Annotated in this window: 9 protein-coding genes; 5 read left to right on the top strand and 4 right to left on the bottom strand. The window is 63.8% G+C overall.

Annotated elements, in window-relative coordinates; translation table 11 throughout:
* Positions 1–53: 53 nt before the first annotated feature.
* The 5 genes from ccoG (at position 54) to ATY02_RS14610 (ending at position 5,697) form a co-directional block, all read left to right on the top strand.
* Entirely contained in the window at positions 54–1,469 is a 1,416-nt protein-coding gene (gene ccoG, locus ATY02_RS14630) for a cytochrome c oxidase accessory protein CcoG (RefSeq protein ID WP_068587202.1), read from the top strand.
* 138 nt (positions 1,470–1,607) lie between these two features.
* Positions 1,608–3,017, top strand: a complete 1,410-nt coding sequence (gene mapR, locus ATY02_RS14625) for a GntR family transcriptional regulator MpaR (RefSeq protein ID WP_068587200.1) — start codon at positions 1,608–1,610, stop codon at positions 3,015–3,017.
* A 219-nt stretch (positions 3,018–3,236) separates the two neighbouring features.
* Complete coding sequence (locus tag ATY02_RS14620) at positions 3,237–4,277, top strand: hypothetical protein (protein ID WP_068587194.1); 1,041 nt, start codon at positions 3,237–3,239, stop codon at positions 4,275–4,277.
* 15 nt (positions 4,278–4,292) lie between these two features.
* Complete coding sequence (locus ATY02_RS14615) at positions 4,293–5,090, top strand: PoNe immunity protein domain-containing protein (protein WP_068587191.1); 798 nt, start codon at positions 4,293–4,295, stop codon at positions 5,088–5,090.
* A 43-nt stretch (positions 5,091–5,133) separates the two neighbouring features.
* Entirely contained in the window at positions 5,134–5,697 is a 564-nt protein-coding gene (locus ATY02_RS14610; protein WP_068587189.1) for a hypothetical protein, read from the top strand.
* A 70-nt stretch (positions 5,698–5,767) separates the two neighbouring features.
* On the opposite strand, the gene ATY02_RS14605 is transcribed toward ATY02_RS14610, so the two are convergent.
* The 4 genes from ATY02_RS14605 to ATY02_RS14590 form a co-directional block, all read right to left on the bottom strand.
* Positions 5,768–6,514 (bottom strand): SDR family oxidoreductase, encoded by a 747-nt coding sequence (locus ATY02_RS14605; protein WP_068587186.1) that lies wholly within the window; start codon positions 6,512–6,514, stop codon positions 5,768–5,770.
* A 153-nt stretch (positions 6,515–6,667) separates the two neighbouring features.
* A complete protein-coding gene (locus ATY02_RS14600) occupies positions 6,668–8,824 on the bottom strand; it encodes a putative bifunctional diguanylate cyclase/phosphodiesterase (protein WP_068587184.1) in 2,157 nt (718 codons plus the stop codon).
* Positions 8,825–9,158: 334 nt separating this feature from the next.
* Positions 9,159–10,652, bottom strand: a complete 1,494-nt coding sequence (locus ATY02_RS14595) for an efflux transporter outer membrane subunit (RefSeq protein ID WP_068587182.1) — start codon at positions 10,650–10,652, stop codon at positions 9,159–9,161.
* On the bottom strand, positions 10,649–13,756 hold the full coding sequence (locus tag ATY02_RS14590) for an efflux RND transporter permease subunit (protein WP_068587176.1): 3,108 nt from the start codon (positions 13,754–13,756) through the stop codon (positions 10,649–10,651). The genes ATY02_RS14595 and ATY02_RS14590 overlap by 4 nt, the downstream gene beginning before the upstream one ends.
* Positions 13,757–13,811: the final 55 nt, after the last annotated feature.

Genomic DNA, 13,811 nt, shown 5'->3' with positions numbered 1-13,811 from the left:
CAGTTCCATGGTCATAGTTGCCCGGCCTGATGGAGGCTGATGAGCGAACGACCATGAGCGAAAGAATCCCCGTCCGATTAGTAGAGACCTTCGAACCTTCACGCCCCAAACAGATGAAGACGAAGAGCACCGACAAGCACGTCTATACCCGTAGTTTCAGCGGCCTGTTCCGCACCCTGCGCATGAGTGGCGCAGGTTTCCTGTTCCTGCTGTTCTTCGGCACCGTCTGGTTGAACTGGGGCGGCCGCCAGGCAGTCCTCTGGGACCTGGCCGACAGCAAGTTCCATATCTTCGGCGCCACCTTCTGGCCCCAGGACTTCATCCTGCTCTCGGCGCTGCTGATCATCTGCGCCTTCGGGCTGTTCTCCATCACGGTATTCGCCGGCCGGGTCTGGTGCGGCTATACCTGCCCGCAGAGCTCCTGGACCTGGCTGTTCATGTGGTGCGAAAAGGTCACCGAGGGTGACCGCAACCAGCGGATCAAGCTGCAGGCCGCGCCCTGGAGCGCCAACAAGCTGCTTCGCCGGGCCACCAAGCACACCCTGTGGCTGGGCATCAGCCTGCTCACCGGCCTGACCTTCGTCGGCTACTTCACCCCGATCCGCCCGCTGGCCCAAGAGCTGCTGACCTTGCAGATCGGCGGCCTGAGCCTGTTCTGGGTGCTGTTCTTCGCCGGCGCCACCTATATCAATGCCGGCTGGATGCGTGAGGCGGTGTGCATGCACATGTGCCCTTACGCGCGCTTCCAGAGCGTGATGTTCGACAAGGACACGCTGACCATTTCCTATAAGCCGGCCCGGGGTGAAAGCCGCGGTCCGCGCAAGCGCGACGTCAAGCCTGCCGATGTCGGCCTGGGCGACTGCATCGATTGCCAACTGTGCGTCCAGGTCTGCCCGACCGGCATCGATATCCGCGATGGCCTGCAAATGGAGTGCATCGGTTGTGCCGCCTGTATCGATGCCTGCGACTCGATCATGGACAAGATGGGCTATGCCCGCGGGCTGATCGCCTACACCTCCGAGCATGAACTGCAAGGGGGCAAGACCCACCTGCTGCGGCCGCGCCTGGTGGGCTACAGCGTGGTACTGCTGGTGATGATCGGCGCCCTGGTCCTGGCCCTGACGCAGCGGCCCATGGTATCGCTGGATGTCAGCAAGGACCGGGGCCTGTTCCGCGAGAACGCCCTCGGGCAGATCGAGAACATCTATAGCCTCAAGATCATCAACAAGACCCAGGAACGCCAGCAATACCGTATTGCCCTCGTGGACGGTACGGGCTTCGAGCTGCAGGGCAAGACCGAGCTGAGCCTGGCCCCGGGGGAAATCGTCGACTTGCCGGTCTCGGTGGCATTGATCCAGGACCGCGCGCAAAGCAGCTCCCAGGACATCAGCTTCAAGGTCAGCGACAGCGATGACCCGAGTGTCTATGCCGTGGCCGAAAGCCGTTTTGTCTCACCGATGAACCGTTGAGTCTTTAGAATGCCGTGGCGAGGGAGCGTGCTCCCGCCTGGGAGCCTGGCTCCCAGCGCCAGCCACGGCGCATCCCCTTAACTTCCTCGCTAGCGTAACAACCCTGACCCGATGACCAGACTGGATCTTGCACCGCAGATGAAACGCTACGAAAAATTCGCCGACGACATCGCCGAACTGATCCGCTCCGGAGTGCTGGGCCCCGGCCAGCGCGTACCCTCGGTGCGCTATGCCAGCCAGACCTATGGGGTCAGTCCATCGACGGTATTCCAGGCCTACTACCTGCTGGAGCGCCGCGGCCTGATCCGTGCCCGACCGCGCTCCGGCTACTTCGTCAATGCCCATGCACCGAGCCCGTTCTCCGAGCCGGTGATCAGCAGCGAGGTCAATGAATCCACCGAAGTCGATGTCAGTGAACTGGTGTTCTCGGTGCTCGACTCGATCAAGGACCCGAGCACCGTCCCCTTTGGCTCGGCGTTCCCCAGCCCGACCCTGTTTCCCCTGCAACGCCTGTCGCGCTCCCTGGCCAGCGCCAGTCGCGAGATGGACCCGCGAGTCGTGGTGACCGACATGTCGCCGGGCAACCCGCAGCTGCGCCGGCAGATCGCCCTGCGCTACATGGTGGCCGGGCTGATGCTGCCTATGGAGGAACTGCTGATCACCAATGGCGCCCTGGAAGCGCTGAACCTGTGCCTGCAAGCCGTGACAGAGCCGGGCGACCTGGTGGCCATCGAGGCTCCGGCGTTCTACGCCAGCCTGCAAGTGCTGGAGCGCCTCAAGCTCAAGGCCGTGGAGATCCCGGTCCACCCGCGCGACGGCATCGACCTGGGCGTGCTGGCCCAGACCCTGGAACGTCACCCGATCAAGGCCTGCTGGTGCATGACCAACTTCCAGAACCCCATGGGCGCGAGCATGCCCGAGGCCAAGAAACAGGAGCTGGTGGAACTGCTGCGCCAACATCAGGTGCCGCTGATCGAGGATGACGTCTACGCCGAGCTGTACTACGGCCAGCAGGCGCCAAAACCCGCCAAGGCCTTCGATACCGAGGGCCTGGTCATGCATTGCGGCTCTTTCGCCAAGAGCCTGGCCCCCGGATACCGGGTCGGCTGGGTCGCCGCCGGGCGCTATGCGCAGAAGATCGAGCGACTCAAGCTGATGACATCGCTGTGTGCCTCGATGCCAGCCCAGGCGGCCATTGCCGACTATTTGCAGCACGGTGGCTACGATCGTCACCTGCGCAAGCTGCGCTATGCCCTGGAAGAACAGCAGAGCGCCATGCTGGCGGCGATCGCCCGGCACTTCCCGGCCCAGACCCGGGTCAGCCAGCCTGCCGGTGGTTATTTCCTGTGGTTGGAGCTACCGCCGCAGATGGACTCCCTGAAGCTGTTCCAGATGGCCCTGGCCCAAGGCATCAGCATCGCCCCCGGGCCAATCTTTTCCCCGACCCAGCGCTTTCGCAACTGCATCCGCCTGAACTACGGCAGCCCCTGGAACGAAGCCGCGGAAAAAGCCATGGAGACCCTGGGGCGGATCATCCGCTCGTTCTGACCAGCACCGATCCGAACGCTGAAGGTCCTGCGGACCCTGGCGCGGCCTCGCAGGCTCGGCAGCAGCTACAGCGTCGCGTAGCCGCTGCCGCGGGCTGCGCAAGGGCGCGCAGCGACCGCAGGGAGGGAGTGGCAACACCCCTGGTTGGCCAAACGACTTGCCCCCAGGCCGGCACTGGTGCAGCATCCGCGCTCGAATTTTCCAGGGAAGGAGCACGGCATGGTCGAAGACCTGTATTACGACGACTATCCAGAGGCCAAGGCCGAACTGAGCCAGGCCATCAAGCGCGGTCGCCTGCCGCTGCTGACCCAGGAGCTCAATGCCTACGACACGGTCCAGGCGATCCTCGAACTGGATGCGGTAGACAATGACCAGGACGAAGCAGACGCCCTCTTCGACCTGGCCCTGGCCTTGATCGGCTGGATCCCCGGCCCCGGGCAGGAATTCAAGCTCATCCTGCGCCAGATCAACCGCGCCCCCTGGCGTCACGCCGAAAAACTCTTCGACCTGATCCGCCATACGCTGCTGAGCTGCCGGATCAAGACCAGCCCGGAACAACTGCTGGAAAAATCCCTGGACCCCACTCGCCTGACCGAGGAAATGCCAGAGATCGTCCGTGGCGTGCAGGCGTCCTCGACCTTCGCCGGCCTTGCCCCACGCCAGCAGCAACGGGTGCTGTACAACCTCGGCGAGGCCCGGGACCACAGCCAGATGCTCATGCAAGCGGTGCAGCAACGCATCGCGCCATGGCTGGCGGTGCAACGCAACAGTTCGGCCCTGGCCCACAGCCAGGGCCCGGCCCTGTTGCCCAAGCCGCAATCGGCAGGCAGTGCCAGTACCAGCAGCGCCCTGCCCGCGGCCCGCGAGGCCGCCAGCACTCCACAAGCCATCAACCAGGGCATGGAGCATCTCACCGGCGAGGGCCACTGGCTGGAGCTGAACCTGCACTACTCCAACCTCGAACCCGTGTCCGGTGCCGCCTACCGGGTGGTCTTCACCGACGGTTCGCAAATCCAGGGGCACCTCGACGAAGAAGGCTTCGCCCGCCTGGAAGGCATTCCTCCCGGCACCGCCAAGGTCTACTACGGCGAAGACCCACGCCCCTACGAACGCCTGCCGATCCGGGCACTGGCGGCCGACCGCCCAGCCCTGGAGGAGGAACTCGACATCCTGTGCCTGGAGCCTGCCGAGGTGGACCTGCCGACCCTGCTGCTGGAAACGTCCGAGCGCAAGCCGGCTTTCACCCTGATCCCCTATTGAACCGAGGCGAGCGCGATGAACCGCAGGCAAGTGTTTCTCAGCCACAAACAGTACTACCAGCTCAGTGAGCACCTGGAAGGCACCGAGGCCTTCTGGCAGGAGCACTCCATGGAGGCCGACTGCCCCCTTCAGGAAGCCTCCCTCAAGGCCCGGCAGGTGCAGCAAGCGCGCCTGCACCGGCTGATCCTCGGCTACACCGCTGGCGAGCCCATGCAAGCGCTGGCCCAGGCCCTGGACGCAGTGGTGGAAAGCTACGAGGACTACCAGCGCAAGCTGGCGCGCTATGAAGAACTGCCGGACATCGCGCCCCTGGCGATCGATCACTACCCTCATGACTTCGAAGAGTACGTACAGGTCATCAGCCTGTGCATCCTCCTGCAGCGCAGCGACCTGCTGCCACGGGTGGCGCTGTTGCAGGATCGAGCCGGCTACCATGGCGAGGACGTGCTGATCGAAGACCTGCTCAAGGGCTTCCTACCCGACCGGGTGGAGGTGGATGAGTGGTACCACGAGGTCTACACGCCCCTGGTGCGCGCGGTCTACCACGAGGAGCCTGCGCAAGAGCGCGAATTGCTGGTGGAGTACTGCAACCAGTGGTACCCGGCCTTCGTGCACGCTCCGTGGCACGACAGTCACAGTTTCGACGACGATGGCGGCTACTTCGGCTACTGGGCCTTCGAGGCCGCGGCCATCGTCTACCTCTACGGCCTGGACGATAGCGCGGTGCGGCACATGATCTATCCCCGGGACATGCTCGAGCACGCCCGCCGCTTCACCCCACCGAACATTCCCGGGCAGGCGGCACAAGCTTGATGCGTGCCGTTTTGCCCCCACTCATACAGGCGATGAAACAGCCATGAAGTCCTGGATCAAGACCCTGCTGGTCACCCTCCTCGCCGCAGCCCTGTGCCTGCTGTTCGCCCGCGTCGTACTGCCCCCGGTGCTGATGCTGATAATGCTGCCGAGCTGGGAAGGCGGCGGCTGGTACTGGGCCAACCTGCTACTGGCCGGTTTTCTGGCCGGACTGCTGGTAGCCCCCCTGTTGCCGGCCCAGCGCTTCTACCCGGTGCCCTTGCTGTTGCTGTTATCCGCCTTGCTGGTGTTGCACAACTGGAGCGAGAGCCGCTGCAACGACGCCCAGTTGCAGGCCATCGAACAACTGGCGGCACGTGAAGCGAGCCATGCCAAGCTGGAGCTCTCGAATGAGCAAATGGCGCCATCAGACCCGGCACCGGTGAACAAGGTCCCGGGAGTCCGGGCAGATGAACAGGGCTATGGATTTAGCTACAGCTGCATACGCCCTGGCGAAACCCTGAGTCGTCTGCTGCCGCTGTCGATGAGCTATGGCGCCGGCCTGCTGGGGCTACTGCTGGCCTTGCTGATCGTACCCCGCCGCCGCACCGTCGACGCGTTGCCCTGAGCCCTGGCATCCGCCGCTTGGTGCCAGGCTCAGGGGCTATTGGCCGACAAACCGGCTCATCAGTTCGGGATCAGCGACCGCCGCCCAGGTCGACGAAGGTACCGGTGGCGTAGGAAGCCTTGTCCGACAGCAGCCAGACGATGGCCTCGGCCACCTCGTCCGGGCGCCCGCCGCGGCCCATGGGGATGGCGCTCTCCAGCTTGCTGACGCGGTCGGCATCGCCGCTGAGCGCATGGAAATCGGTATAGATATAGCCCGGGCGTACCGCGTTGACCCGGATGCCCTCACCCGCTACTTCCTTGGCCAGGCCGATGGTGAAGGTGTCCAGCGCCCCCTTGGAGGCGGCGTAGTCCACATACTCGCCGGGCGAGCCCAGGCGCGCGGCGACCGAGGAGACGTTGACGATGCTGCCACCCTGCCCGCCATGGCGCGGCGACATGCGCAGCACCGCGTGCTTGGCACAGAGGATCGGCCCCATGACATTGGTCTTCATGATCTTCTGGATACGAAACTCGGACATGTCATCAAGACGAGACTTCTGGCCCACGGTCCCGGCGCTGTTGACCAAGGCCGTGACACGCCCCAGCTCGGCGTCGACCCGCTGGAACAGGCCGATGACTTCATCCTCGATACTGACATCGGCACGTACGGCGATCGCCTGGGCGCCCAAGGCTCGAAGCTGCTCCAGCACTTGCTGGGCAGACTGCTCGTCGGCCTGATAGTTGATACACACCTTGAAACCCTGCTGCGCAGCCAGCAACGCCGTGGCTGCGCCGATTCCCCGCCCGCCACCGGTGATGACGATGACTTTGTCCATACTGCCGACTCCCTCACTGATCATTTCAACGCGAGCCATTAAACACCGCGCAGCCAGTGATGGAAACCGCCAGAGCGCCGATCATCGAAGGCCCCTTGCATGCACCCAATGCGGTCGGCAGTGCAGTGGGTGTCAGCCCGGCAACCGGACGGCTCAGTTGACCCCGGGGACCGTTGGCTGCGGCGACGCCGAGTGCGGGTTTACAGGTTCGATGGCGGCTAGCGGAGCATGCGCCTCGACTTTGCCATTGGGGATGAGTACCCCTTGCAGGAAACGCTCGGGAGGCATCGGATGCCCCAGGTAATAACCCTGGAGCGAATCGCAGCCCAACTCGGTGAGGAACGTCTGCTGCACGCCGGTCTCCACGCCTTCGGCGACAATCCGCAACCCCAGGGCCTGGCCCAGGGCGACGATGGCCGAGACGATGGCGGCATCGTCGCTGTCATGCTCCAGGTCGCGGACAAAACCACGGTCGATCTTCAGCTCGTTGGCCGGCAGGCGCTTGAGGTACATCAGGCTCGAATAGCCGGTGCCGAAATCGTCGATGGACAGGTCCACCCCCATGTCCGCCAGCTGCTGCAAGACGATCATGCTGACATCGGCGTCGTGCATCGCCGTGGTCTCGGTGATCTCCAGGGTCAGGTTATTGGCCGGCAGGTCATAACGTTCCAGCGCTTCGGCGACGCTGGCGACCAGCCCCACATGACAGAACTGCATGGCCGAGAGGTTCACCGCAATACGCCAGCCGGTATGCCCCTGGGCATACCACTCGTGCATCTGCCGGCAGGCCTCGTTCAGGACCCAGTCGCCAATGGGAATGATCAGCCCGGTCTTTTCCGCCAGTTCGATGAACTTGTCCGGCATCAGCAAGCCATGTTGCGGATGCTCCCAGCGCAACAACGCCTCGGCGCCAACCGGCCGGCCATTGGCAGCATCGAACTTGGGCTGGTAATGCAGGCGGAACTGATGCTGTTCAACGGCGTTGCGCAAATCCTGCAATAACTGCAATTGGCGCCGGGCGTTGCTGTTCATCGAAGCGTCGAAAAAGCTGTAGCCGTTCTTGCCGGTGCCCTTGGCGTGGTACATCGCCGCATCGGCGTTCATCAACAGTTCCTGGGCGCTGTGACCGTTGCCCGGATACACCGCGATCCCGATGCTGGCGGAAATCTGCAGGTCGTGATCGGACACCCGGAAGGAACGGGAAACCAGCCCGACATGGCGCGCGGCAAGGCGCAAGGCATCGTCCGGTTCGGCCAGCTGTACCAGCAGAACGAACTCATCGCCGCCGATACGGGCCAGGGTGTCCTCAGTGCGCAAGTCCTCGCGCAGGCGCAAGGCAACTTCGCGCAGCAACTGATCGCCCATATGATGGCCAAAGGCATCGTTGACCGGTTTGAAACCGTCCAGGTCGATGAACATCAGCGCAAAGCAGCCACCATGGGCCGTCACCCGATGCATCGCCTGATCGATCCGGTCGGCCAGCAGGATGCGGTTGGGCAATCCGGTCAGGGTGTCGTGCAAGGCCAGCTGGGTCAGTTCCTTGTTGGCTTCGGTCAAGGACTGCGCCAGCACTGCGGTACGGGCTTCGAGCCGGGCATCGAGCACCGAAGTCAGCAAGGCGATGATCAGCACCGCCAGGGTGGTGATCAGCACCAGGTTGTCCAGGCCCTTGCCACTCAGGCCGTTGGTCAGGGCACCGCAGAAACTGCCATCGGTAAAACGCGCCGCGGCCATGCCGGTGTAGTGCATGCCAACGATCGCGAACCCCATGACCACGGCGGCCCCTGTGCGCACCAGGCGCACATAGGGCGTGTTCTGCCGCAGGCGGAAGGCAATCCACAGCGCCGCCAGGGAGGCGCCAAAGGCAATCAGCAAAGAGGCGCCGAACAGCCCCGGGTCATAGTCGATGCCCGGCTGCATGCGCATGGCCGCCATGCCGGTGTAATGCATGCCGCTGATGCCGGCCCCCATGATCAAGGCCCCGAATATCAGCTGCCAGAACGGCAGGCGCGGCTGGCTTACCAGCCATAGGGCGAACCCGCAGGACAGGAACGAGATCAGCAACGACAGCCCGGTGAGCCCGATGTCGTAGCCCAGCTCGATGGGCAATGAAAAGGCCAGCATGCCGATGAAGTGCATGGACCACACGCCGATGCCCATGGCCAGCGCCCCGCCGCCCATCCACAAGTAGGCGGCCCGCCCCTGGGTGGTGGCAATGCGTCCGGTGAGATCAAGAGCGGTATAGGAAGCGAGGATCGCCACGAAAATGGAGATCAGGACCAGTGCGGAGGAGTAACTACCGATGAGCATTAGGCGTCTCTTGGCCGTTGTGCCGACATCCTTGCGCGGCGGGCAAAATCGCAGATTGTACTGATTGCAGGAAATAACGCATCTACAAATGTCATCAAAAGGCCATTAGTCAGACAGAGGGTCCGCAAGCCCATACAGGCCTTGTGGACATGACTTTTGTGCATTTCAGGAGCGAACCGCAATCGATCACCAGACGCCCGTATATCGACTGCGACACGACATACTGTAGCTGTTGTTGCTGGATGTAACAGGGATAAATCACCACCCATCCAGCACAGGTGTCGCTTGGCGAGCCCTTCCATGCCGCGCTCGCCCTGTAGCGACCGACACCTGGCTACTTCTGCTCGCTGACTTGCAATTGCCCATCCCAGCCACCGCCGAGGGCAGCGATCAACTGCACGCTGGCGATCAACCGGCTCTGCAGCAGGCTCAGCACACTGCGCTCATTGCTCAAGGCCGTCGTCTGGCTGGTCACGACATCCAGGTAGCCGATCAGCCCCGCCTTGTACTGGTTCTCGGTCAGGCGCAGGGCCTCGCGAGCCGAGTCCAGGGCTTGCTGGCGTACCCCTGCTTCATCGTCCATGACCTTGAGCTGGGCCATGTAGTTCTCCACCTCGCGGAAACCGTCGAGCACGGTCTGCCGGTACTTGGCCACGGTCTGGTCATAGGCCGCCACGGTACGGTCCACTTCCGCCGAACGCTGGCCGCCATCGAACAAGGTCATCGCCAGTTTCGGCCCCACCGACCAGAAACGATTTGGCAGCGTGATCCAGTTGGCATAGGTGCTGCTGCTATAGCCACCGGCCATGCTCAGGGTCAGGTCCGGATAATAAGCAGCCTTGGCCACGCCGATGTTGGCATTGGCGGCAATCATCGCCCGCTCCGCCGAAGCGATGTCCGGACGCCGCTCCAACAACTGCGACGGCACGCCCAGGGGCACCTGGGGCAGCACCGGCACGCTCTTGGCTTCAGCCAGGTTGAACGCTGCCGGCGGCACGCCGATGAGCACGGCAATGGCGTTCTCGAACTGCGCCCGCTGCCAGATCAGGTCGATGAGGTCGGCCTGGGTGCTCTTGAGCTGGGTCTGGGCCTGGGCCACCGCATCCTTGCCAGCAACGCCGGCCTGGTACTGGTTCTGGGTCATGGTCAAGGAGCGCTGGTAGGCCACCACCGTGGCCTCCAGCAGGCGTTTCTGCTCATCGATCACCCGCAACTGCAGGTAGTTCTGCACCAGCTCGGACTGCTGGCTCAGGCGCATGGCCGCCAGGTCGGCAAAACTCGCCTCGGCACTGGCTTCGTTAGCCTCCAGGCCACGCCGCAGCTTGCCCCAGACATCCGCCTCCCAGCTCACCCCCAGCTGGGTGTTGTAGGTGTCGCGAATACCGCTGCTGGAGCTGCTCAAGGCCGAACTGCTGCTACCGGTGCCCTGGCTCGCGCGGGTCTTGCCGGCACTCAGGTCGACACTGGGAAAGAACGCTCCGCGAGAGCTGCGCACCAGGGCCTGGGCCTGGCGGAATTGCGCCTCCGACTGGGCAACGCTCTGGTTGGCATTGTTGAGCTTGTCCACCAGGTCGTTGAGCTGGGCGTCGCCGTAGAGCTGCCACCAGGCACCGCGGGCCAGGGCATCGCTGGGATTGGCTTGGCGCCAGCCCTCGGCCTGCTTGTATTGCGCAGGCTCGGCCACTTCGGGTCGCTGATAGTCGGGGCCGATGGCGCAGGCACTGAGCAACGCGGCGCACAGGCCCAGGCTCAGGACCCGCGAGCCCCGGGCCATGGCCAGGCGCTGGGTGGACAGCGGCGAAACGGGACGGGACGGATGTTCGGTCATAGCGGCGTTTCCAGAGCGGCATCGGTACGAACCCCGCGCCAGTGATTGAACTTGTGGCGCAGGCGGTCGAGGTAGAGGTAGACCACCGGGGTGGTGTAGAGCGTGAGGATCTGGCTGAAGACCAGGCCGCCGATGATGGTCAGTCCCAGCGGCTGGCGCATCTCCGAGCCTTCGGCTGCACCCAGCAACAACGGCAAGGCGCCGAGGATCGCTGCCAGGGTGGTCATCAGGATCGGCCGCAGGCGTTGCAGGCAGGCGCTGCGGATCGATTGCAACGGGTCGAGCCCGTGATGCCGCTCCAGCTGCAGCGCCAGGTCGATCATCAGGATCGCGTTCTTCTTCACCACCCCAATCAACAGGAACAGCCCCAACAGCGAAATCAGGCTGAATTCGCTGCCCAGCACATAGATCGAGAGCAAGGCACCGACCCCGGCCGAAGGCAAGGTGGAAAGGATGGTCAGCGGATGGATGTAGCTCTCATAGAGCACTCCGAGCACCAGGTACACCGCCAGCAGAGCGCCGAGGATCATGAACGGCTGGCTTTTCTGGGTGGCAGCGAAGGCGTCGGCGGTGCCGGCCATCTTGATGATCACATCCTCGGGCATGCCCAGCTTGGCGATCGCCCGCTCGATGGCCGCGGTGCCCTGCTCCACGGTGACACCTTCGGCCATGTCGAAGGAAATGCTTTCCGAGGCGAACTGCCCCTCGTGGCTGACTCGATCGTCTTCCAGGCTGTTCTCATAATGAGCGATGGTCGACAACGGAATCCGCGCCCCATCGGCGGTGATGACCTGTACCTGGTTCAGGGTGATCGGGTCCTGGGCGTACTTGGGATTGACCTCCATCACCACCTGGTACTGGTTGAGGCTGTCATAGATGGTGGAGATCTGCCGCTGGCTGTAGGCGTTGTTGAGCACCGCGGTGACCATGTCCATGTCCACCCCCAGCCGCTTGGCCTGGTCGCGATCCACCACCAGGGTCACCTGCTGGGCACCGTGGCCGTCCCGGGCATCGATGGCGGTCAGCTCGGGCAACGCCCGCAACGCCGCGACGACCTTCGGATACCACTCGCGCAGCTCACCCAGGTTGCCACTCTGCAGGATGTAGGAGTACTGCGAGGTGGTCTGCTCGCGGCCGCCACCGAACTGCAGGTCCTGGTCGGCCATCAGCATCAGCTGGGCGCCAGGCACCTTGGGCATTTCCTTGCGCAGGCGCTCGATGACCTTCTGCGCCGAGATATTGCGCTCCTTGATGGGTTTCAGGCGCACCAGCATGAAGGCATTGTTGGTGCCGTTGGAGCCGCCGATGAAGCCGGCCACGCTTTCCACCGCCTCATCCTTGAGCACGGCGCGGCGGAAGATCTCCATCTTCGGCTGCATCACGCTGAAGGACAGGCCGTCGTCGCCACGGACGAAACCGATCAACTGGCCGGTGTCCTGCTGGGGCATGAAGGTCTTGGGCACCACCACGTACAGGGCAACGTTGACACCGATGGTCACCAGCAGGCTGAGCAAGGTCAGGCGCCGGTGCCGCAGCACCCAGTCCAGGCTGCTGGCGTACTTGCCGACCATCCAGTCGTTGCTGCGCCGGCTCCAACGTTGCAGGGCATTCTCCTGGCCCGGCAGGTGAGGCTTGAGCCAACGAGCGCAGAGCATCGGAGTCAGGGTCAGGGACACCACCAGCGAAACCACGATGGCCGCCGCCAGGGTGATGGAGAACTCGCGGAACAGGCTTTCGATGATCCCGCCCATGAACAGGATCGACAGGAACACCGCCACCAGCGAGACGTTCATCGACAGCAGGGTGAAGCCCACTTCCTTGGCCCCCATGTAGGCGGCCTGCAGCGGTTTCACGCCCTCGTCGATATGCCGCGAGATGTTCTCCAGCACCACGATGGCATCGTCCACCACCAATCCCGTGGCCAGGATCAGCGCCATCAGCGACAGGTTGTTCAGGGAAAAACCGTACAGGTACATGACCGCGAAGGTGCCCACCAGCGACACCGGTACCGCCAGGGTCGGGATCACCGAGGCGCGAAAGTTGCCCAGGAACAGGAACACCACCAGGATCACCAGGGCCACGGCGATCAGCAGGGTCATCTCCGCCTCATGCAGGGTGGCCTTGATCACCGGGGAGCGATCCATGGCCAGGTTGAGCTTGACGCTGGCCGGCAGCACCGCCTGCAGCGCCGGCAGCTGGGCCTTGATCTCGTTCACCGTCTCGATGATGTTGGCCCCGGCCTGGCGGTTGATCACCAGCAGCACGGCCGCGTCGTCGTTGAAGAAACCGCTGTTGTAGCGATCCTCGACGCCATCGCTGACCTTGGCCACGTCCTTCAGTCGCAGGGCCGCGCCGTTGTTGTAGTGAATGATCAGCGGCTCGTAATCGCGAGCCTTCTCCAATTGGTCGTTGGCCTGGATCTGCCACAAGCGCTGGTCATCCTCCACCGAGCCCTTGGGGCGGCGCTGGTTGGCATTGGCGATGGCGTTGCGCACGTCGTCCAGGGCCACCCCGTACTGGTTGAGCAGCTGCGGCTCCAGTTCGATGCGCACCGCTGGCAGCGAGCTGCCCCCGACCTGCACCTCGCCCACGCCCTGCACCTGGGACAGGCTCTGGGACAGGATGGTGGAGGCCAGGTCGTAGAGCTGGCCCTTTTCCAGCACATCGGAGGTCAAGGACAGCACCATGATCGGCGCCTGGGACGGGTTGACCTTCTTGTAGGTGGGCATGCTGCGCATGCCGCTGGGCAACAGGTTGCGCGAGGCATTGATCGCCGCCTGCACTTCCCGCGCCGCGCCATTGATGTCGCGGTCCAGGTCGAATTGCAGGATCACCCGGGTCGAACCCTGGCTGGAGCGGCTGCTCATGGTGTTGACCCCGGCAATGGCGCCGAAGGAGCGCTCCAGGGGTGTGGCCACCGTGGAGGCCATGACCTCGGGGCTGGCCCCGGGCAGGCTGGCCTGGACCACGATCACCGGGAAATCCATCTGCGGCAGCGGCGCCACCGGCAACAGCCCGAAACTGACGCCGCCCAATAACATAATCGCCAGACTCAAGAGCATGGTCGCCACGGGACGCCTGATAAAAGGTCCGGACAGGTTCATGGGCGGCAGCTCCAAGCTTCAAGCTGCAAGCTACAAGAGAAAAGCAGGACGCCCA

Source organism: Pseudomonas sp. BIOMIG1BAC, from assembly GCF_001705995.2.
Lineage (GTDB): Bacteria > Pseudomonadota > Gammaproteobacteria > Pseudomonadales > Pseudomonadaceae > Aquipseudomonas > Aquipseudomonas sessilinigenes.
This window is presented reverse-complemented; position numbering and strand designations above follow the sequence as displayed.

What these genes read in the sequence shown, in the direction of transcription:
- ATY02_RS14600 (WP_068587184.1), bottom strand. Translation starts at nt 8,824, where the DNA reads ATGCTCATCGGTAGTTACTCCTCCGCACTGGTCCTGATCTCCATTTTC.
- ATY02_RS14610 (WP_068587189.1), top strand. Translation starts at nt 5,134, where the DNA reads ATGAAGTCCTGGATCAAGACCCTGCTGGTCACCCTCCTCGCCGCAGCC.
- ATY02_RS14590 (WP_068587176.1), bottom strand. Translation starts at nt 13,756, where the DNA reads ATGAACCTGTCCGGACCTTTTATCAGGCGTCCCGTGGCGACCATGCTC.
- ATY02_RS14595 (WP_068587182.1), bottom strand. Translation starts at nt 10,652, where the DNA reads ATGACCGAACATCCGTCCCGTCCCGTTTCGCCGCTGTCCACCCAGCGC.
- ATY02_RS14605 (WP_068587186.1), bottom strand. Translation starts at nt 6,514, where the DNA reads ATGGACAAAGTCATCGTCATCACCGGTGGCGGGCGGGGAATCGGCGCA.
- ccoG (WP_068587202.1), top strand. Translation starts at nt 54, where the DNA reads ATGAGCGAAAGAATCCCCGTCCGATTAGTAGAGACCTTCGAACCTTCA.
- mapR (WP_068587200.1), top strand. Translation starts at nt 1,608, where the DNA reads ATGAAACGCTACGAAAAATTCGCCGACGACATCGCCGAACTGATCCGC.
- ATY02_RS14620 (WP_068587194.1), top strand. Translation starts at nt 3,237, where the DNA reads ATGGTCGAAGACCTGTATTACGACGACTATCCAGAGGCCAAGGCCGAA.
- ATY02_RS14615 (WP_068587191.1), top strand. Translation starts at nt 4,293, where the DNA reads ATGAACCGCAGGCAAGTGTTTCTCAGCCACAAACAGTACTACCAGCTC.